The sequence below is a fragment of the Arthrobacter sp. AZCC_0090 genome, assembly GCF_014207375.1.
In the GTDB taxonomy this organism is placed as follows: Bacteria; Actinomycetota; Actinomycetes; order Actinomycetales; family Micrococcaceae; genus Arthrobacter.
In genome coordinates, this window is sequence record NZ_JACHEE010000017.1 from 20,995 (window position 1) to 40,871 (window position 19,877).

The 19,877-nt window shown below is 61.5% G+C and carries 19 protein-coding genes and 2 tRNA genes; 9 read left to right on the top strand and 12 right to left on the bottom strand.

All coding sequences use genetic code 11. The annotated features are described in order from the left end of the window. Positions 1-7: 7 nt before the first annotated feature. Positions 8-805, top strand: coding sequence for an HNH endonuclease family protein (locus HNP00_RS20935; protein ID WP_184741646.1), 798 nt, complete (start codon positions 8-10; stop codon positions 803-805). A 27-nt stretch (positions 806-832) separates the two neighbouring features. Here HNP00_RS20935 and HNP00_RS20940 read toward each other — a convergent pair whose 3' ends face one another. The 4 genes from HNP00_RS20940 to orn form a co-directional block, all read right to left on the bottom strand. Further along, on the bottom strand, positions 833-1,684 hold the full coding sequence (locus tag HNP00_RS20940) for an acyltransferase domain-containing protein (protein WP_184741647.1): 852 nt from the start codon (positions 1,682-1,684) through the stop codon (positions 833-835). Between the two features lie 3 nt (positions 1,685-1,687). After that, a complete protein-coding gene (gene def / locus HNP00_RS20945; RefSeq protein ID WP_184741648.1) occupies positions 1,688-2,260 on the bottom strand; it encodes a peptide deformylase in 573 nt (190 codons plus the stop codon). Between the two features lie 128 nt (positions 2,261-2,388). Then, positions 2,389-2,461 (bottom strand) — tRNA-His (locus HNP00_RS20950). 131 nt (positions 2,462-2,592) lie between these two features. Beyond that, positions 2,593-3,219, bottom strand: coding sequence for an oligoribonuclease (orn, locus tag HNP00_RS20955; protein WP_184741649.1), 627 nt, complete (start codon positions 3,217-3,219; stop codon positions 2,593-2,595). Between the two features lie 215 nt (positions 3,220-3,434). Between orn and mptB (HNP00_RS20960) the strand changes: the two genes are divergently transcribed. Beyond that, the gene (gene mptB, locus HNP00_RS20960) at positions 3,435-4,997 is read left to right on the top strand and encodes a polyprenol phosphomannose-dependent alpha 1,6 mannosyltransferase MptB (protein WP_395893844.1); all 1,563 of its coding nucleotides are present in this window, start codon (positions 3,435-3,437) and stop codon (positions 4,995-4,997) included. Here mptB (HNP00_RS20960) and HNP00_RS20965 read toward each other — a convergent pair. Next, positions 4,981-6,234, bottom strand: coding sequence for a glycosyltransferase 87 family protein (locus HNP00_RS20965; protein ID WP_395893845.1), 1,254 nt, complete (start codon positions 6,232-6,234; stop codon positions 4,981-4,983). The two genes, mptB (HNP00_RS20960) and HNP00_RS20965, sit on opposite strands and share 17 nt — an antisense overlap. A gap of 34 nt (positions 6,235-6,268) precedes the next feature. Continuing rightward, positions 6,269-7,519 carry a glycosyltransferase family 87 protein gene (locus HNP00_RS20970; RefSeq protein WP_221451709.1) on the bottom strand — a complete coding sequence of 417 codons (1,251 nt, stop codon included), beginning with the start codon at positions 7,517-7,519 and terminating at the stop codon, positions 6,269-6,271. A gap of 401 nt (positions 7,520-7,920) precedes the next feature. On the opposite strand from HNP00_RS20970, the gene mptB (HNP00_RS20975) reads away from it, so the two are divergent. Next, positions 7,921-9,516 (top strand): polyprenol phosphomannose-dependent alpha 1,6 mannosyltransferase MptB, encoded by a 1,596-nt coding sequence (gene mptB, locus HNP00_RS20975; RefSeq protein ID WP_184741652.1) that lies wholly within the window; start codon positions 7,921-7,923, stop codon positions 9,514-9,516. 7 nt (positions 9,517-9,523) lie between these two features. Here mptB (HNP00_RS20975) and HNP00_RS20980 read toward each other — a convergent pair whose 3' ends face one another. Continuing rightward, positions 9,524-10,201, bottom strand: a complete 678-nt coding sequence (locus HNP00_RS20980; RefSeq protein WP_184741653.1) for a DNA alkylation repair protein — start codon at positions 10,199-10,201, stop codon at positions 9,524-9,526. A gap of 171 nt (positions 10,202-10,372) precedes the next feature. Here HNP00_RS20980 and map point away from each other — a divergent pair, with 171 nt between their 5' ends. Then, positions 10,373-11,140 (top strand): type I methionyl aminopeptidase, encoded by a 768-nt coding sequence (gene map / locus HNP00_RS20985; protein ID WP_184741654.1) that lies wholly within the window; start codon positions 10,373-10,375, stop codon positions 11,138-11,140. Between the two features lie 33 nt (positions 11,141-11,173). On the opposite strand, the gene HNP00_RS20990 is transcribed toward map, so the two are convergent. Next, a complete protein-coding gene (locus tag HNP00_RS20990) occupies positions 11,174-11,770 on the bottom strand; it encodes a GNAT family N-acetyltransferase (RefSeq protein ID WP_184741655.1) in 597 nt (198 codons plus the stop codon). A 280-nt stretch (positions 11,771-12,050) separates the two neighbouring features. Here HNP00_RS20990 and HNP00_RS20995 point away from each other — a divergent pair, with 280 nt between their 5' ends. Beyond that, positions 12,051-13,466 (top strand): CHAP domain-containing protein, encoded by a 1,416-nt coding sequence (locus HNP00_RS20995; RefSeq protein ID WP_184741656.1) that lies wholly within the window; start codon positions 12,051-12,053, stop codon positions 13,464-13,466. 134 nt (positions 13,467-13,600) lie between these two features. Here HNP00_RS20995 and HNP00_RS21000 read toward each other — a convergent pair. Then, a tRNA-Arg gene (locus tag HNP00_RS21000) sits at positions 13,601-13,673 on the bottom strand. A gap of 219 nt (positions 13,674-13,892) precedes the next feature. On the opposite strand from HNP00_RS21000, the gene HNP00_RS21005 reads away from it, so the two are divergent. The 3 genes from HNP00_RS21005 (at position 13,893) to ettA (ending at position 16,811) form a co-directional block, all read left to right on the top strand. Continuing rightward, complete coding sequence (locus HNP00_RS21005; RefSeq protein WP_184741657.1) at positions 13,893-14,456, top strand: single-stranded DNA-binding protein; 564 nt, start codon at positions 13,893-13,895, stop codon at positions 14,454-14,456. Between the two features lie 202 nt (positions 14,457-14,658). Beyond that, on the top strand, positions 14,659-15,081 hold the full coding sequence (locus tag HNP00_RS21010; protein WP_311770642.1) for a DUF6993 domain-containing protein: 423 nt from the start codon (positions 14,659-14,661) through the stop codon (positions 15,079-15,081). Positions 15,082-15,128: 47 nt separating this feature from the next. Next, positions 15,129-16,811: an energy-dependent translational throttle protein EttA gene (gene ettA, locus HNP00_RS21015; RefSeq protein ID WP_184741658.1), complete on the top strand. Its 1,683-nt coding sequence runs from the start codon at positions 15,129-15,131 to the stop codon at positions 16,809-16,811. A gap of 103 nt (positions 16,812-16,914) precedes the next feature. Here the strand turns inward: ettA and tesB are convergent, their stop codons facing one another. After that, positions 16,915-17,823 (bottom strand): acyl-CoA thioesterase II, encoded by a 909-nt coding sequence (gene tesB, locus HNP00_RS21020; protein ID WP_184741659.1) that lies wholly within the window; start codon positions 17,821-17,823, stop codon positions 16,915-16,917. A gap of 63 nt (positions 17,824-17,886) precedes the next feature. Here tesB and HNP00_RS21025 point away from each other — a divergent pair, with 63 nt between their 5' ends. Next, on the top strand, positions 17,887-18,561 hold the full coding sequence (locus tag HNP00_RS21025; protein WP_184741660.1) for a hypothetical protein: 675 nt from the start codon (positions 17,887-17,889) through the stop codon (positions 18,559-18,561). Positions 18,562-18,605: 44 nt separating this feature from the next. Here HNP00_RS21025 and HNP00_RS21030 read toward each other — a convergent pair whose 3' ends face one another. Both HNP00_RS21030 and HNP00_RS21035 read right to left on the bottom strand, forming a co-directional pair. After that, positions 18,606-19,079: a globin gene (locus tag HNP00_RS21030; RefSeq protein ID WP_311770643.1), complete on the bottom strand. Its 474-nt coding sequence runs from the start codon at positions 19,077-19,079 to the stop codon at positions 18,606-18,608. Position 19,080: 1 nt separating this feature from the next. After that, on the bottom strand, positions 19,081-19,809 hold the full coding sequence (locus tag HNP00_RS21035; protein WP_184741661.1) for a mechanosensitive ion channel family protein: 729 nt from the start codon (positions 19,807-19,809) through the stop codon (positions 19,081-19,083). Positions 19,810-19,877: the final 68 nt, after the last annotated feature.

Sequence of the window (19,877 nt, forward strand, 5' to 3'; positions counted from 1 at the left end):
CGACTCCTTGAGCACCACTTGGGCTGCATATCGACGTGCTCGCCGCCAGTCCCTTCAAGCCTGGGTGCTGCTGATTCTCTTGGCCGCGGGTGCCCTTGGAGGCCTTGCATGGTTCTTCGCCGCTGGCCAGTTCGCCGTCGCTGAATCCCCAGGCAATGGACCCACGGAAGCGCCCGTCTTCGACCCCGCCTGGATGAAGCCGGTGGAGTCCGTGCAGCCAGTTCCCGTCGGTTTGGCCGTTGATGCCCTAGACGCGATCCCCGTGAAGGGGCGTGCCGCCAAGGACAACTACGACCGCAACGAATTCGGCCAAGCCTGGCTCGACGTTGACCGGAACGGTTGCGATACCCGGAACGACGTCCTGAGGCGGGACCTCACGGCGGTTGAGTTCACTACAGGCTCCAAATGCAGGATCGCGTCTGGAGAACTCCGCGAGCCCTACGTCGGGCAGGACATCCATTTCCGCAGAGGATCCGAAAGCAGCGCGGCCGTGCAGATTGACCATGTGGTGGCCCTCGGCGATGCCTGGCAGAAGGGTGCCCAACAGCTCACCGCGAAGCAGCGTCAAAGCCTCGCCAATGATCCCCTCAACCTCATCGCCGTCGACGGTCCAGCGAACGTGAAGAAGAGTGCCGGCGACGCCGCAACCTGGCTACCCGCGAACAAGGGATTTCGCTGCCATTACGTGGCACGCCAAATCTCCGTCAAGGCCGCGTACCGGCTTTGGGTCACCCAGGCCGAGAAAGACGCCATGAAGCGTGTCCTGGACTCGTGCCCAGGCCAGCAGACCATCACGGCGAAGTAGCGGGCTGAGGACACAGGAACGGATCCGTCAGGAGTGGTTCCCTGGAGCCGGCGGAAGCACCACGTGGCCGTGTCCAAGTTGCCAGGCCCCGCCGTCGTCGATCCTTTCCAGGACCACGCGCTGAAGCGACGTCTCGCGGGGCAGCTCGGCAAGGCTATTCATGTCCCGGTGCCGGAAGGTGAAGTAGACGGCGTCGCTCGGCGCGTCCGAACAGCGGTCCAGGGTGAACCTGCGAGCAAATGCCGCGATGTTGCTGTCTGGCAGTTTGCGGGCAAGATAGGGATCCAGCATCCAGGAATCGCAGCTCGCTACCGCAATTGTTTTGTCCGGGAAGAAGCGGTCAAAGAACTCCCTGGCCTGGCTGAAGCTGGTGTCCACGAGGGCGGGGGAGAGGCCGCCATTCTCGGGGATGTGTACGCCTAGCACCCATTCTCCATGTGCAGCTGGGGAACTTTCTCCGTTGCCGCGGACAAGGTGGAACTGCAAACGGCCGATCCGGAAGATGTTTCCCGCCATGTGCAGCGTCAGCCAGGCCCACGTGTCCAAGCCGAAACGTCCATGCACCCGCCGGTTGATGCGAAGGTTCAGTCCGACGTCGGCCAGGATCGCGGCGGACGATTCCCGGGAGATGCCGAGGGAAAGATGATGGTTGGTGACCACAGGCGCAAAGCGCAGAAGCGCCTCGATCCAGTCCGTTTCCGTGCAGCCCTCCGCTGAGGCGGACTCGGTGGGAAAGGTGCCCAGACGGGCGTTCAAGATGGCAAGAGCCCGCCGCGTACCGTCTCCTGGAGGTGACGCCAGCAGCGCGGCGCACTCCTGTGCGTCCTCGCCATGGATGTCGAGGAGCCTGAACAATTCGTCCTGCGCGATGCCGCTCATCAGTCAGTGCCCGAAGGGATCCGGATCGACGCCCGGCATCCAGCTCAAGCCAGGGACTCCCCAGCCGTTCTTCTTGGCTTGCTTCATGGCTTTCTTGGCATAGCGGTCGACGAGGCGATTCACATAGAGCTTGCCATCGAGATGATCGAACTCGTGCTGCATGACCCTGGCGAACCAGCCTGTCGCCACAAAATCCACAGGCTTTCCGTGACCGTCGAACCCTTGGACACGAGCCCACTCGGCTCTCTGCAGGGGGTAATGCTCACCCGGGAAAGACAAACAGCCTTCTACGTCTTCCTCGGGGTCCGGAAGGGCTCCGGGGATCTTGGAGAGGGTGAGAACCGGGTTTACCAGAACGCCTTCGTCGGGTGCGTCGTCGTCATTGGCGTATTTGAAAATGAAGATCCGTTTGCCGACTCCCACCTGGGGTGCAGCCAGTCCAACGCCGTTGGCGGCTTCGTTCGTTTCGAACATGTCGGCAATCAAGCTGCGTAGTTCGTCGTCGAACTCTTCGACCTCGCTCGCCCGGCGGTGAAGCACGGGTTCGCCCCAGATGGTGACTGGCAGGACGGTCATGTCAGGTGCTCCTCTGGCTTTCGGGTCTGGAAGGGGCTGCCGGAAGAGGCCCGGACAAAGCAAAGGCCGCACTGGATAACCAGTACGGCCTTTGGCTGCGATCGGCAAACTTCAACCGATCTCATGAGGGTGAGCGACGGGGGTTGAACCCGCGACCTCCTGGACCACAACCAGGCGCTCTGCCAACTGAGCTACGCCCACCATACGCCTTTGACCGCTTTCGGAATGACCCGTCAGCTGCGAAGGCAACGACAAAAACTATACCCCGTGTTTGGGGGTGCTTTTGCCACTTTTGACCGTTTAGGTGAAATTTCCCGAAAACGTGCCGCAGATCACGCGCTCGGCGGCGTCTCCGGGGTGGCCGCAATCTGCTTGGAAATCTTTTGTGCCGTAGCCGTGTCAGGCCCAGGCGCCGGGACGAAGACTGCCTCGCGGTAGTAACGCAATTCGTCGATGGAATCCCTGATGTCTCCAAGCGCGCGGTGGCCGCCATGTTTGGCGGGAGACTGGAAATAGGCGCGGGGGAACCAGCGGCGCGAGAGTTCCTTGATGGTACTGACGTCGATGACCCGATAGTGAAGGTGTTCAACGATGTTGGGCATGTCCCGGGCGAGGAACATCCGGTCTGTTCCTACCGAGTTTCCGCCGAGCGGTGCCTTCTTGGGGTCCGGTACCCACTTCTCGATGTACTCAAGGACGATTGCTTCGGCTTCGGCCATGGTCTTGCCGTGGGGGAGCTCGTCCAAGAGCTTCGAACGGGTGTGCATGTCGCGGACGAAGTCGTTCATCTGTTCAAGAGCGGCGTCTTCCGGTTTGATGACGACGTCCACGCCATCACCCAGGATGTTGAGCTCCGAATCTGTGACCAAGGCCGCCACCTCGATCAGGGCGTCATTTTCGAGGTCCAGGCCGGTCATCTCACAGTCGATCCAGACGATGCGTTCATTAGTAATAGGCACGCGTTCCAGCCTACCGTTCGGCCGCGCGGGACGCGTGGCGGAGCGCTCGATTCCGCGATTGCGACGCACTCCGGCTGGTAAACTGGGCCGTTGTCGAGCGGTTGTTGCTTGCCTCGATGAGCTGGATCAATGTACGTAGGGACTGGAATATCATGACGGCAGGCGGATCGGGCGTGGGCACCTCAAACAGCCGGGATGAGGCAAAGGAACCCGACATGCCGTCTGGGACGATCGCCCGGGGTCTCTATTCCCCGAATAATGCTCACACCAGTGCCGGTACCGCCAGCCAAGTCAAGGCCTATGTAGCCATCTGGCAAGGTTTCTTTGGATCCCTTATGATCTTCGCCGGTTCGATCGGCGCTGGCTGGATCGCCAACGGATCACCGATGTTCAGGCACCCGGTTGTCATCGCTTTGCGCACCGAGGGTTGGGGCGTTACCACTTCCACGATCTTGCTGACGGCCGGGGCCATGCTTTTGGTCCGGTCCTGGTTGCGCCTTGGGCAAAGGCTCAAAGACTGGGGACCAGGCTCGCTCAGATCGGTAGTCGTGGCGGTTGCGGCGTGGGCCGCGCCCATGATGTTCGCCGTGCCCATCTATTCGCGCGACGTGTACGCCTACACCGGCCAAGGCAGGCTGGTCCTGGAAGGCCAGAACCCCTACACCGCGGGCATTTCAACCCTCAGCAACTGGTTTTCCCTCGGTGCCGACCCGGCCTGGGCTGAAGCCAAGACCCCTTATGGGCCATATTTCCTGTGGCTTGCGAGGTGGGTAGTAGGCATCACGGACGCCCAGCCCGATCTGTCCGTCTTGCTCTTTCGCGTTTTGGCGACAGTGGGGGTGCTGCTTTGTGTGGTGTACGTTCCCAAGCTGGCAGAGCTCCACGGGATTAATCCGGGCCGTGCGCTGTGGATCGCTGTGGCCAATCCGCTCTTCCTCATCAGTTTCGTGGCCAGCGCCCATAACGATGCCCTCATGGTGGGCCTGGCGGTCGCAGGAATGTATTTTGCCGCAACCGGCCGCCATATCACCGGTCTCCTGCTGGTCACGGCTTCCATTGGAATCAAGCCGATCACCGTGCTTCTCCTACCTTTCATCGGCCTCATGTGGGCAGGACCGGCCGCGAGCTGGACCCGCAAGTTCCTGTTCTGGGGCGCAACGGCCGCCATCAGCTTTGGCGTGCTGGCCATCAGCGGAATCCCCTACAACCTTGGTTTTGGGTGGGTCTGGGCCATCCTCGATCCCACCCCCGGCTATACCGGATATTCGCCTTCCGGCTTCCTGGGCCAGCAGGTCGAGGTGATCGCGAACCTCTTGGGCTTGCCCGGGCCGGCCGTGGCCACCGGACTCCGTGCGCTCATGAAGTGGGCCGGAATGGCGCTGGTGGTGGTACTGATGTTCCGTGGCGACTATTCGCGGCTGGTACGGCGCGCGGCCTTGGGGTTTGCCGCCGTCGTCATGCTTTCCCCCATCATCCAGCCTTGGTACATCCTGTGGTTCATTCCGTTGCTCGCGGTCACGGGCATCAGGGACGACTGGCAGATCAAGTCGCTCTACGTCGCCATCACCTTCTTCGTGGCCTTTGGCGCGCAGGACCAGATTTCGGTGTTGTCCTTTGTGGAGCTGAACGTGAAGGTGTCTTCCTTGGCCTTCGTGGTGGCGGTGGGATTCACGGTCTACTTGATGGTCCTGGACGTGCACACCCGAAGATTGCTGATCCAGTCCCCGCCCATGGAACTGCTCCGCAGGCTTGAGCGAAGGCTCAGGCGCCCTGAATAGCGGCCGCCGCGCCGGACTTGCGGCCTAGCTCGAGGGATCGCTGTACGGACCACCAGAGCAGGACGACCAGAAGCACATTGCGCGTGGTGAGTACTGCTGCCATCACGGGGTTGGCGTGTATGAGCGGCGTGTAGAAGAGCGGGTAGATCACAAAAGTCGTCATGGCGATGCCCATCAGAAGGGCGGCAGGAACACGCCACCGATTCCAGTCGTGGGTCAGGCCGGCTACAACCACCGGAGCCAGCCAGATAATGAATTGCGGCGAACCCACCTTGTTGAACACGATGAACGCGGTGGTCATCATGAGTGCACCTTCAAGAAACAGCTCTTCCGGTTCGGCTCCGCGCCGAAGTGCCCAAACCAAGAGGACTGAGCCCGCGACGGCGGCCAGCACCAGGAGGGGCTGCATCATGAACGCAGCCACATTCGCGCCCGGTCCGTACACCTCCGTGGAATTGATGGCGACGTTGTCGGCGATTTTGGAGCCGCCGATGTTGAGCACGCTGAGCCAGACCCACGGAGTTGAGAAGGTGGCTTCCAATTGCATACCGCGCTCACCTTGGTTCGTCAGGAAGTCAAGGATGTGCGGAAGCCCGCCTGAAACGTAGGTACCCAGCGCGACGACCGCTGTGACTGCGGCACCGCAGGCGATGATCTGCAGCCTGCGGCCACTCGCGATGACGATCGGTACCAGGACGGCGGCCGGCCAGACCTTGATCCAGGTGGCAATGCTGAGGAGGATGCCTGCTGCTACGGGACGCGTGGCTGCATACAGGAGAGCTACCAACACGATGGGCGCGGTGATGCCCTCCACCCGGGCAAAGCTGAGGTAACCCATGAAAGCGGTGAAGAACAGCCACCACCAGGCGGGCGCAATGCCTGTCTTCCGGCGAGGTCCCCGTGTCAGGATGAACAAGCCGGCGGCATTGAGCGCCGTGATGATCATCGTCCAGACCAGCAAATACGGGCCCGGGCCCGCGATGTTGGCCAGGAAGATCGGAATCTGCGCGAGCACCGGATAGACCCAGGGGCTGATCGTGCCGTTGAGATCCGCAGGGTTGTAACCGTTCACTGCCCACTGGCGGTACTGCTCTGTGTCGCTGAAGGTGTTCCCCGAGATGAAAAAGCTCGCCATCCAGCCGAGGAAGTACACATGGACGGCGGCAAAACCCCACCACACGCTGGAAGGACGGCTGAACCATGCGACGGCGGCAGGCGGCAGGGCGGCGTCGCGCACGCGGACCAGCCTGTCAAAGAATCGAACGGAAATCTCAGGACTCCTTGGCAGTGGTGGCCGGTTCGTAGGCCGGGGTCTTTTTGCCCAAAAGGTACAGGCGGCGCACAGACCAGCAGAAGAGCACCACCAGCAGGACATTGCGGATGGTCAAAACCAAAGCCATCCAAGGGTTGTTGTGGCTCAGTGCGTCGTAGAAGAGGGGGTAGATAAAGTACGTGGCCACGGCAATGGCTATGAGCATGGCCGCAGGGACCCGCCATTCCTTCCAGCTGTGCGCGAGCCCTACTGCGACAGCTGGCGCGAGCCAGACCATGAACTGCGGGGATCCGACCTTGTTGAAGACCACGAAGGCCGTGGCCATGGTCAGGGAACCAGCCAGCAACAGCTCCGTGCGGTCCGTCCCGCCGCTTCGCTTGCCGTTGTGAAGTGCCCAGAACGTCAGGGCAGCGACCAGGAGTGCAGCCAAGACAAGGAGGGGTTGCATCAGTTGTGACATGAAGGGCGTACCCGGGCCATCCACCTGCATCGAGTTGATGTCCGTGTTCATGTACATCTTGGAGTCACCAACATGGAGGACCGAGAGCCACAACCAAGGAGTGGTGAAGGTGGCCTCCAGTTGCATGCCACGATCGCCTTGCTGGGTCAGGAAGTTAAGGAGTTTGGGCAGCGCGCCCACCGCGGCCGCGAGGGCGACCACGAAGGCGCTGGTCAGGATCCCCGCCGCCACCACGCGGGTTCTCTGCTTGACCACAGTGAACAAGGACAGCAGGACGGCGGCCGGCCAGACTTTCATCCAGGTGGCGACACTCAGGAGGGTGGCGGCAATGAAAGGCTGCGATACCCCATAGGCCAGGGCGATAAGCACGATGGGTGCGGTGAATCCATCCACGCGGGCGAAACCCAGCCAACCCATGATGAACACGAAGACAAGCCACCACCATGCTGCGGGAATCGCCTCCCGACGACGTCCCCACCCGGTGAGCTTGGCGAGAGCCACGGCGTCGAGCACCGTGATCATGAGCACCCACAGGAAGAAGAACGGTCCGGGACCAGCCGCGCCTGCGATGGCCATCGGTATCAGGGCCAGGATGGGGTAGACCCAAGGACTCGGCCCGCCACTGAGGTTCTCATCGCGGAACCCCGCAATAGTCCAGTCCCGATAGATGAAGGTGTCACTGAAAGCTTCGCCACGCAAGGAGACGATCAAAGCGAACACGAGGAAAACCAAGTGCACAACGCAGAAGCCCGCGAGCAGACCCTTGGGGGAGTTGAGCCTTTCTTCCAACGAAGACGGAAGAACACGATGACGGAACCGTGTGAGCGCGCTGAAGAATGAGTCCGTGGAAATGGGAGGATCCTTGTCAGGTAGTTGTCGTCACAGGGTGCCGCGAGCCGTTGCGGCGGGAGCCGCTCCAGAACAACATCGGTTCCGTTGAAATTCATGTGGAACCGGCGTGGCTGTGGGCCTTCGGCATCAGACCAGAGCCCTGTTCATCCTATCTCAGGCAACTTTCGCAGTCCGCCCCTTGGTCCGGAGGACCCCGGGCTGCCGCGGGCGGCGATGCTACAGTTGCAATAATCCATGGCACCCGGCACTACCACTTTGGCCCGGTTGCGGCAGGGAACCGGACAGGATTTTGTTTGATGGTGACGTCGAAGTTTCGCGAGCGTGAGGTGAGGAGTTCGTTGGCTCATCCAGAGGCGCTTGACGGCTCCCACGCCCCACGACACGGAACTGCTATCGCCAAAGCGGCAAGGACGGCGATCCTTCAAGGATTCATTGGATCTTTGCTCATGGTGGCCGGCTCGGTTGGAGTCGGCTGGCTGGCAACAACCAGCGGCGCTCTGATCCGTATGCCCCTCTTCATCATGGCCCGGACATCTCCTGTGGGAGTGATCCTGTGCACTGTGATGCTCTGCCTCGGTGCGCTGCTGCTCCTGCGCTCATGGCTGCGTATTGCGCAGCGGATCGGTGGGTGGAACTCTTCCTCACGTCCTGTGCTCCGGCGTGCATTGTGGATGTGGACTGTGCCCTTGATGTTCGCGCTGCCCCTGTTTAGCAGGGATGCCTATGCGTACATCGGCCAGGGCCGGCTTATGCTGCAAGGCTTGAATCCATATACCAACGGCATCTCCGCCCTGAGTAACTACTTTTCCCTCGGTCCGGACACTTTGTGGACCGAGGCCCCCACGCCGTACGGTCCGTTGTGGCTGTGGATCGAACAGGGTGCCGTTTGGGTAAGCACAGGAATCTTCGATGCAGGCATCCCCGAACTTGCCCTGATTCCCTTCCGGCTGGCGGCACTCGGCGGGGTCTTGCTCCTCGCCGTCTACGTTCCGCGATTGGCCGCACTTCATGGAGTGAACCCGGACAGGGCGCTTTGGCTTGGGGTTCTCAATCCGGTTCTCCTGATCAACTTCATTGCAAGCGCGCACAATGACTCCTTAATGCTGGGGCTGGTTGTCACCGGGCTGTACTACGCCTCGGTCAAACGTCCCGTTCTTGGAATAGTGCTGATCACCGCTTCGATCGCCATCAAGCCAATTACTTTGATTGCCTTGCCTTTTGCTGGCCTTCTGTGGGCAGGGTCCCGCGCCGGGTGGGGCCGCAGGATGTTCTGCTGGACGGCCACGTTGGGCCTATCCCTGGGGTTACTGGCCGCCGCGGGCTTCGTCAACGGACTGGGATTCGGTTGGCTCGGTGCCTTGCAGACTCCTGGCGCCGTGTGGATCTGGTACGCGCCAGTGGGCCTGCTGGCACATACGGCGGGCTTCGCCGTCGGACTTTTCGGCGGTCCCGGAGTCCCTGTGACGGATGTCATCCAGACCATCGGAACGGCGGTCTCTGCCCTTGCTATCGTCTGGTTTGCCGTCCGCACGCCGGGTCGCGGAATCGGAATGCCAGCGCCGATCGACGACGAACCTGGGTTCAACAAGACTGTGCTTCGCAGGATGGCCTGGGCCTTCGCCGCCGTCGTCGTCTTGGCGCCGGTGATTCAACCTTGGTACATGGTCTGGCTACTGGTGTTCTTTACTGTGACGGGCATCGCGGACGGACCCCAGCTCCGGACCGTCTTCTATTTGACGGCGTTCTTCACCCTTATCGCACTGACGGACCAATTAAGTGTCTTCCAGTGGATTCCTCTTGCCGTGGTGCGAGGAGTGGCTATCGCTATCGCGGTCCTCTTTATTGCCTACCTGGTGTTCTATGACAAGAAGACGCACGTGCTGTTCCGCCCACGTCGCGGCATCTTGCAGCTCAGGCCCAAGCCCAGGTCCTGAACCGAATTCAGTCGAGGTGTTTCATCGCCTCACGCAATGCCAACTGGCTCAGGCCGGCCCGTCGGGTTTCCACATAGTCCCGCACCCATGGGGGATCCGTTTTGGCGTACTCCCGCAGCGCCCAGCCGATTGCCTTTCTGATGAAGAACTCCCTGTCGGCCAGATTGGCGTCGAGCACAGTGGCGAGAAGTTCCTGGTCCGTCGCCGACTTTGCCTTGAGCTGGGAAGTGATGGCGGCGCGCCGGATCCAGAAGTCCGGGTCGATTGCCCAGTTCTTCAGCAGCGGGGTCAGCTTACGCCGGTGGTGCTGAAGAAGGGCACAAATGCGGTCGGAGACACCGTCCGCGAAATCCCACCATGCACCTGTCCGGATGATTTCTTCATACAGCGGCAACATCTCCAGGTCCTTGGCCACGAACTTGAGCGAGGTCAGATCGATGGCCGCGTAGCGTTCTTCCCGCCATGTGGCCTCCCGCCACAGCAGCCTGACGTCGTCGCGCAGTTCTGCCGCAGACCCGAAAGGCAGTTCCTTCGCGGTCGTGAGAACCATGCGACGGACAGTGGGAACCCTGACGCCGAGGGACGGCATGGATGATTTCATATACGCTTGCGTCGCTTTCGCGCGTTCCGGATCTGCTTCCGCATACAGGCGGTCCCGGATGATGGCGATTCGTCCATGTTCCATACTGCGACTCTAAGACAGTCTTGCGGGGGACACTTTTGCGGCGAGGCCCTCCCGCGCCGAGCTCGGTGCGCCACCCGGTTGACTAGCACCAGGGCGCCCATAGAGTGGGGTGGAGGGAGTTCATCCGGTGGCCGGCCCGGGCCCCTTGTTCCTAGTGCTTTGGAGGCCGCTTTGTCCATGGTGAAGACGCCAGACGAGATTGCACTCATGCGCGAAGCCGGGAGGGTGGTTGCCAACACACTTTCCGCGGTTCGTTCGCAAGCCGAAGTTGGCGTGTCGCTTAAGGAACTGGACGACGTTGCTGCTGCTTTCATCGAATCAGCGGGAGCCAAGCCGGCATTCCTTAATTACCGTCCGCGATGGGCGTCCACGCCGTTCTCCGGGGTCATTTGCACGAGCGTCAACGACGCCGTTGTGCACGGCATCCCGGACGGATACGCGCTACAGGACGGCGATCTCTTGAGCGTCGACTGCGGGGCATTCCTGCAGGGATGGTGCGGAGATGCAGCCGTCAGTTTTATTGTGGGTACTCCGGACCCTGTGGACCAGGAATTGATCGATGCCACGGATGCCGCCCTTGCCCGCGGAATCGAGGCCGCCCGGATTGGAAACAAGATGGGCGATCTTGCGTACGCCATCGGCGGGGAAGCCAAGCGCGGTGGCTACGGGATCCTCGCCGATCACGGGGGACACGGCATTGGCCGGACTATGCACGCGGAACCCAACGTTCCGAACATCGGCCGGCCGGGCCGCGGGGTGAAGCTCGTGGAGGGTCTGGTGATCGCCATTGAGCCGATGCTGATTCTCGGAGGCAGCGACGACTACTACCACGATGACGACCAATGGACCCTGCGCTCCGCCAATGGCCGCCGTGCGGCGCACAGCGAACACACAGTCGCGATCACCGCAGACGGCCCCGTTGTCCTGACGCTGCCATAAGTGGGCTTGCCTCGGCGGCCGGTCTTCAGGAAATCAGCGCCGTAGCCGCATGACCGCCCTTCCTGGCACCGCCGTGGAAACCGTCGTGAAGCCGGCCACGGTAAACAAATTGACCGTCCCCTGATAGAGATCGGCCGAACCCGCCTTCGGTCGCAGCGAGGGATCCACGGGGTAGCCTTCGATTATTTCGGCGCCGTGGGCGAAAGCATGCCCGACGGCGGCGGCCAGCAATGCTGCGGCCACGCCGCTCCGGCGGTGGCCGGGAGAAACCACAAAACAACTGACCGACCAAACCCCAGCGCTTTCGTGGGCGGCCGTTCCTGCGGCCTTGAGGACTTGGGATAGTTCGATGCGTGGATAGCATTGGCGCGGCTCGACGGCGCACCAGCCCACCGCTTCGCCGCCTCGAAACGCGAGAACTCCGGGTTCGGGGCCGCCGCCGTCGAACTTGGCTTTGAGTTGCTCTTTCCGCGCCTCCGGGGGAGTGGTCTTCCAATCCTGACCGGGGAGGGCGAACCACCGGCACCAGCAGCGCGACGGCTCGCCACGGACGCCAAAGAGCCTTTCGACGTCGGGCCAGGTTGCGGGGCGCGTGGTGATGGCGGCGGAGCCTGGGACGTTCGGGACCATGGGAACAGCGTAGATCGCAGTGGGCGTGAAGGCATGGGCTGGCGTGTTTTTGCGGCCTTGGGTCTTCGGCTGCCGGCAAAGGGCTGAATGATGCATCATCGAACGCCCCAACAAAAGTCAAAAGGAGTGACCCGCTTCACATATGAAGAGTTTCGCAAAGGTTCATCGATTCATTCGATAAACCACTTAGCCTCTCACTATCGCCTCCGGCAGGGAGGCTCGAGATACAGGGGGAATATCTCCAATGACGGTTCAGATTGCTCGCAGGACGACCCTGTCGATGGCCGTAGCACTTGGTGGAGCTGCACTGACGGGACTCACTGCGGGCCCGGCACGGGCTGCCGGCATCGCAGATGTTGACGCGTTCGTCAGCAGGCACAATGGTGCGCTCATCGACTACGACGGCTACCCCACTGATTGGCCCTGGCAGTGCTTTGACCTGTGGGTCTATTACTGCCGAGAAGTCGTCGGCTTCCAAAATGTCTTGTCAACGCAATACGGCAGCCACCCTGGCTATGCATGTGCCATATGGGATGGCTTTGACTACAACGGGAGCGGAGGCTACTTCAATAAAATTGATGCCGGGTCCGCGCCACAAAAGGGCGACATCGCGGTGTGGCAATGGGGTGCCTACAACCACGCAACGTCACACGTGGCCGTGGTTCTCGAAGATCGAGGCTCCAACGTCCTGGTCTTCGAGCAGAACGGCTGGCCAGACCGCCACTGTGCGGTTCAGCAGACAACAAAGTCCGGCATCGCCGGATACCTCCGTCCTAAGCAGTTCGTCGGCCCAGTTGCGCCTCCGGGATCGCCCTTGCCCAACAATGACACCGTCGCATTCCAAGCCAACACGGGAAACATGTTCTCGGTCGGGCCAAACGGCACAAAAGATCACCAGTTGGGAATGCGGGCTGGCACGAGCCCGTCCATCGCAAAGTTGACATCAGGAATCAACGCCTTCGCTGTTCATGCGAATACCGGCGGACTGTGGACGGTCGACGCCAGTGGCACCTACAACCGACAGATCGGCATGATGGCCGGGACCAGCCCCGCCCTTACCGCTCTCAACGACGGAACATACAAGGTGGCACTGCAGTCCAACACTGGATCCCTCTGCACCTACGGAAGCGCAGGCGGATGGGACTATCGCCAGGGCGTGATGGCAGGAACGAGTCCAGCCATCGCCACGCTGGCTAACGGTGACACCATCATCGCCTTCCAGGCAAACACAGGCAGTCTCTTTACACTTGGACCCGACGGAACCAGGGATTGGCAACAAGGCATGATGGTCGGAACCAGTCCGGCGATCACGGCTATTGGCAACGAATACCAGATCGCTTTCCAAGCCAACACGGGGAGCCTCATCACATATGGTGCAGCCGGAAATAAGGACTGGCAGTTGGGCATGATGAAAGACACGAGCCCCAGCATCACCACCCTCAGTGACGGGTCGTTCATAGCGGCATTCCAGGCCAACACCGGCGATTTGTACACCGCAGGGCCGTCCGGAATCAGGAACTGGGGGCTTGGAATGATGAACAAGACCAGCCCAAGCGTCTCCGCGTGGGGCAGCGCCGCTGGATTTGAAGTTGCGTTCCAAGCAAATACAGGAAGTCTCTTCACGGTCGGTTCGCGTCTGGACAAGGACTGGCAGCAGGGAATGATGGCAGGCACTAGCCCATCCGGTGGTCACTAGGCGCGTAGCGAAACCCGGAAAGCCACCATCCTGTGCCTGGCAACGAGCCCGGTAGGGGGTTGGTAGCTCCGTAATAAATTAGTACTTAGAGCGGCTCTGAACTACGTTTTCGCAGGTCAGAGCCGCTCTTTGAGTGCCCCGGGAGGGAATCGAACCCCCGACCAAGAGATTAGAAGGCTCCTGCTCTATCCTCTGAGCTACCGAGGCTGGCGGCGCATGAACAGCTCGTGGCTGAGGCGCCATCAAGAGTTTACATTGTGGCGGCTGCCTGTGTTGTCAGGTCGGCCACGGCGGTGACCCTTCCTCCACAGACGGCTATTTGGTGGGGCTATGCACATACGGGAATTGCGTACTGCCGCCGATCTTGGCGGCACGTGAAGCTGAAAGGGCCAGACAGGCACTTTCAACTCAGGTTAGGACAAGACCATGAACGACATCATCACCGTCCGGGGATTCGTGGCCTCGGAAATCAGAAGCTCGACGACGCCGGGCGGAACCGGGACTGCATCGTTCCGTCTGGGCTCGACGGAGCGCAGGTTCGACCGCGCCAACGATGTCTGGATCGATGGCAACACCAACTGGTTTACCGTCCAAGCCTTCAGGCATCTCGCGGGAAATATCGGGTGCAGCGTCAAGAAGGGTCAGCGGATCATCGTGGTTGGCAAACTCAAGTTGAGGCAATGGGAGCGCGACGGCAAGGTCTACCATGTTGCCGAAATCATTGCCGAGTCAGTAGGGCACGACCTCATGTGGGGCTCGGCGAACTTCATTCGGACCACAAGCGGTACGAGTCCACAAAGCACTCCCGCGGCCGCGGACGCGCCGGAGAATCAGTGGCCCGCGGCGGAAGACGACGGTGACGGCGGCCCGCACGACGACGAGGACGCAAGTGCCGCAGCCGAGCGGGGAGTGATTCTTCCAGCCGGAGAAGGTGACGAGCCCGTACTTGTTGATGCTGATACAGGAGAGCTTGTGGACGTGGGTGTTTGAATCAGGTCGCCGTGGGCATCCGCGGATTGCCATGCGGCGCAGCATGCAGTGCGCCGCATGGCAGAATGGCCGGGTGATGAGCAGGGGAACACGGGGACAACCATCAGGACACCGCCACGTAGCGGGAAGTCGACGTTTGCTGCTTGCGGTGCCGCTGCTTGTGGTCGGACTGGCGACCGGCTGTTCCGCGCCGACTCCTGTCGTGTCGGGAAACGGTCCGGTTTCTTCGCCTTCCCCGTCGAGTCCAGCCACCCTGAGTCCAGCCACCCCCGATCCGGCCACCGCCAGTGCCGGCGCTGGAAGCTCATCGGCGTCGGCCTCGCTGAGCCCGAACACGGTGATCCTGAAACAGACCATGGAGTCCGCGCTCAAGACCCTGGCCGCGGCGTCCCCCAAGCCGACACAAGAAGCACTGCGATCGCAACTCGTTTCAGCGGGCATTCCGGCCTCGACCTTGGAGGTGTCCGCGAGCAAGACGCCCACAGGACTGGACGCCGATGCCATCGAGGCGGCGGCCAAACTGGACAAGGACTGCGTCATGGGCGAAATCAGGGACGGCCAGGTTTCAGTCTCCGTGCTGCCCGTGCTGGCCAGCGGCAAATGCTTCGTCGGAGATTCCCGCTAGTAGCGCCGAATGTGAGTTATGCCTTGCCACCCATTAGATTTAACGGCATGGCGGAATTCATTTACACGATGACCAAGGCTCGCAAGGCTGTTGGCGAAAAACTTATCCTGGACGATGTCAGCATGTCGTTCTTCCCTGGCGCGAAGATCGGCGTTGTTGGCCCCAACGGGGCCGGTAAATCCACGATCCTTAAGATCATGGCTGGCCTTGACACACCGTCGAACGGCGAAGCCCGCCTCAGCCCCGGCTACTCCGTGGGCATCCTCCTGCAGGAGCCGCCCCTGAACGAGGAAAAGACCGTCCTGGGCAATGTCCAGGAAGGTGTGGGCGAGATTTACTCGAAGATCCAGCGCTTCAACGAGATCTCCGAGGAAATGGCCAACCCGGATGCCGACTACGACACCCTGCTGGAGGAAATGGGCCACCTCCAGGAAGCGATCGACGCCGCAGATGCCTGGGACATCGATTCCCAACTCGAACAGGCCATGGACGCACTCCGCTGCCCGCCGGGCGACTCCGATGTGACTGTCCTGTCCGGTGGTGAGCGCCGCCGCGTAGCCCTCTGCAAGCTCCTGCTCCAGAAACCCGACCTCTTGCTCCTTGACGAGCCCACCAACCACTTGGATGCCGAAAGCGTCTTGTGGCTGGAGCAGCACCTGTCTTCCTACCCGGGCGCGGTCCTCGCGATCACTCACGACCGCTACTTCCTGGACCACGTCGCCGAGTGGATCTGTGAAGTCGACCGCGGCCGCCTGTACCCCTATGAAGGCAACTACTCCACGTACTTGGAGAAGAAGCGCGCCCGCCTGGAAATCCAGGGCAAGAAGGACGCCAAGCAGGCCAAGCGCCTTAGCGAAGAACTTGAATGGGTGCGTTCCAACGCCAAGGGCCGCCAGACCAAGTCGAAGGCCCGTCTGGCCAGGTACGAGGAAATGGCAGCCGAGGCTGACCGCACCAGGAAGCTCGACTTCGAGGAAATCCAGATTCCGCCGGGACCCCGTCTAGGTGGCCTGGTCCTGGAAGCGAAGAACCTGCAGAAGGGTTTCGAAGACCGGACCCTGATCGACGGGCTTTCGTTCTCCCTTCCTCGCAACGGCATTGTTGGCGTCATCGGCCCCAATGGCGTCGGCAAGACCACCTTGTTCAAGACCATCGTCGGGCTGGAACCGCTCGACGGCGGCGACCTCAAGGTCGGCGACTCCGTGAAGATCTCTTACGCCGACCAGAGTCGCGGCGGCATCGACCCCAACAAGACGCTCTGGGAGGTCGTCTCCGACGGTCTCGACTTCATCCAGGTCGGCCACGTTGAAATGCCGTCCCGCGCCTACGTCGCGGCCTTCGGCTTCAAGGGGCCAGACCAGCAGAAGAAAGCCGGGGTACTCTCCGGTGGTGAGCGCAACCGTCTGAACCTGGCGCTGACCCTCAAGCAGGGCGGAAACCTGCTGTTGCTTGACGAGCCCACCAACGACCTCGACGTCGAAACACTCAGCAGCCTTGAGAACGCCCTGCTCGAGTTCCCCGGCTGTGCTGTATTGGTCTCCCACGACCGGTGGTTCCTCGACCGTGTCGCCACCCATATCCTGGCCTATGAAGGCGACGAGGAAAACCCCTCAAAGTGGTACTGGTTCGAGGGTAACTTCGAGTCCTACGAGGAAAACAAGGTGGAGCGCCTCGGCCCGGACGCTGCCAAGCCGCACCGTGTGACACACCGCAAGTTGACCCGCGACTAAGCGTAAGCAACCATAGAAGGCCGGCGCCCTTGGATATCTTTCCGGGGCGCCGGCCTTTTTTGTTGGGATGATCTCGGCTGCCTTGTGGCGGCGAGGCAAGCAACTACGACGGAATCCGGAGCATGCCTTCCTGCGCCACCGTGGCGACGTGCTGGCCATCACGGCTGAAGATCTTGCCGGTGGCCAGTCCACGGGCGCCTTGGGCGCTGGGGGACTCCTGGACGTAGAGCAGCCATTCATCCACGCGGACGGGACGATGCCACCACATGGCGTGGTCAAGGCTGGCTACGCTCATGCCCGGCGACATCCAGCTCAACCCGTTCTTGCGCAGCACAGATTCGAGGATCGTGTAGTCGCTCGCGTAGGCCAGGGCTGCCAGGTGAAGGTTGGGGTCGTCCGGCATCGGGCCGAAGGTCTTCATCCAGACAGCGTTGCTGGCTATCCGGTCCTTGGGTGCTTCCACATACAGTGCCGGATTGACGTGGCGGACATCGAAGGGTCGCTCGAAGGACATGTGGCGGGCCAGCGGATGGTCGTACTTCTGCAGGAGTTCGGCCGTACTCGGCAGGGATTCGGGGTCCGGGATCCCCACTGGCATGGCGGTCTGGTGCTCCACGCCCTCTGCCTCGGTCTGGAAGGAAGCGATCATCGACAGGATCGGTTTTCCTTCTTGATACGCGTGTACCCGGCGCGCCGAGAACGAGCGTCCGTCACGCAGGCGTTCCACGCTGAAAGTGATCGGTTGGTTGGCGTCCCCGGGACGAAGGAAATAGCCGTGCATCGAATGGACGGTTCGGTCCTTCTCCACGGTGTGCATACCGGCCACAAGTGATTGCGCCAGCACTTGCCCGCCGAAGACGCGATGTCGCGGCTGTTTCTGGGACGGCCCAAGGAAGATGTCCTCGGCTGTCCTCGCGCCGTCGAAATCGGCCAGGGACAACAGCTCGATGAGGGTGGATGTCGGGTCCTCGATGGCAACCTGATGTTCCAGGCCGGCGTGCGCGTCAGTCATGGTTCGACTCTAGACGCCGCCCCGACCCCTCTCAACCGCGGACATGCCGGTAGAGTCGATGATGTGTCCGATGTACTGACCCAGTCTTTCCATTTCGTCGATCCCCGTGATCTGGCCGATCTCCGCACCTATGTCACGCGTGCCAAGAGCATCGACGACGGCGCGATTCGGCTCCAGGCATCCGGCCGCGTCCTGGCTGCATATGTGTGTGTCCTGAGGCCGCGCCTCCTGGGCGAATCGACCCCCACTATCCTCGGGCTGCGCACCATCGCCCTGGCCGATGAGGCCCACGCGGACGTCACCGTGACCCTGTCGTCGGTCTTGGACCGCCTAGCGCGCTCCGGTGCCGACGACGTCGAGTTGCCGATCCCGCCGTCGACCGTTTCCGAATCGTGGGCGGGAGTTGGGGCGCCGCGCAGCGGCTGGGAGCCGCTGGGTTCAGTTCCCGACGTCGAGCTCAAGTCCGTTGCGAATGCCGGCATCGCCGAGGTTGCCGGGATTGTTCCGGATCAGCCGGGCGCTTTGATTGTCAACAATGCCAGGGCAACAGTGTGGGGACGGGAGATTCCGGGACTCGACGGCGTGCCCGCAGGTGCAGCGTTCGCGGCCATGGCGCTCGGTTTCCTTGGCGATGGGGAACACCGCCTCTTCCGCAACGGCCGTTGGTTCCGGCTCAGCGGAAGCCGGGGCCACATCCTGGCACGATCGGGATCAGGCCTGGCCTTCCAGGCTCACTGAGCCCGAGCCAACCCCGAGCCAACACAGCCCAGCCGCCTACAAGCTCAGGGCTGCTGGATCGACGGGCTGTTCACCATGGTGAGTGCAGCCCGCTCCATGTAGTCCCACAGTGTGCCTTCGTGGAGCGGCGACAACCCGAGCGAATCCACTGCCGAGCGCATGTGGAAGAGCCAGCGGTCCTTGGCTTCTGGTGTCACCTGGAACGGCATATGCCGCATCCTCAATCGGGGGTGCCCACGTTCCTCGCTGTAGGTGACTGGACCGCCCCAATACTGCTCAAGAAACATGAGGAACCGTCGCTTTGCCGGAGCGAGGTCTTCTTCCGGGTACATGGGCCGGAGCAAAGGATCTCCGGCGACGCCGTCGTAGAACACATCGATGAGTTTCACGAAAGTCTCGTGGCCACCGATGGCCTCATAGAAGCTGTCGGTGTAGGCAGGCTGGCTGAACGGATCATTTTGCATCAACTGCCGCCGTTCGGCCGGATGCGGTGGTGCGGATTCCGGCTGGCTGCTCATGTCACTCACTGGCTTTCTGCTCTTGAATCTTGAGGGATTCCTTTGAAGATCGAGGCGCACCAGATGCCGCGGCTTCGGCAGGCGCAGTACCGGGAGGTGCAGGCGGAACGTCGTCCGGTGAAGCAGGTTCCTCCGGAACGTAGTCGCCTTGCGAACGGTTGCCCACCCTTAGGATCTCTCCGTTGCGCAGGTACCAGATGGCGCCGTCTTCGGCCTTGAGCCGGGTGATCCGGAGACCTACCGATTCAACGGTACCAATCACTTCGGTGGTGACGATCACGTCGCCGATTCCAAATTGATCCTCGATGGTGATGAAGATCCCGGACAGGAAATCGCGGATGAGTTGTTGGGCGCCAAAGCCAATGGCCACACCCAAAATGCCGACGCTCGTGAGTAGCGGCGCAATGTCCACGTTGAGGAATTTGAGCACGTAGATGATGACGATGACCACCACCACGACGCTGAGAATACTCGTCAGCAGTGAACCAATGGTGTGCGCACGCTGGGATCGCCGTTCGTGGTCCAGCGCCCGGAAGGCCGGCTGGGCCCACTTGAAATGCGGTTTCTTGAAGAAACTGGTGCCCTCGGCCACGCGGCGGGTGATACGCAGAATGACGAACCGGGCCACAACCCAGACAACCAATCCAATGCCAAGCGTCACGAAGATTGACGCGAAATCGATCTTGGCGGCATCAGCCACGATGTTATCGGTCGACGAGGCGACGTTCATTTGGGGAAATGCTCCTCACTGGATCCAATTGTTCGCCGGGCCCTTTTTCGCCGGGCGCTGAACACTCT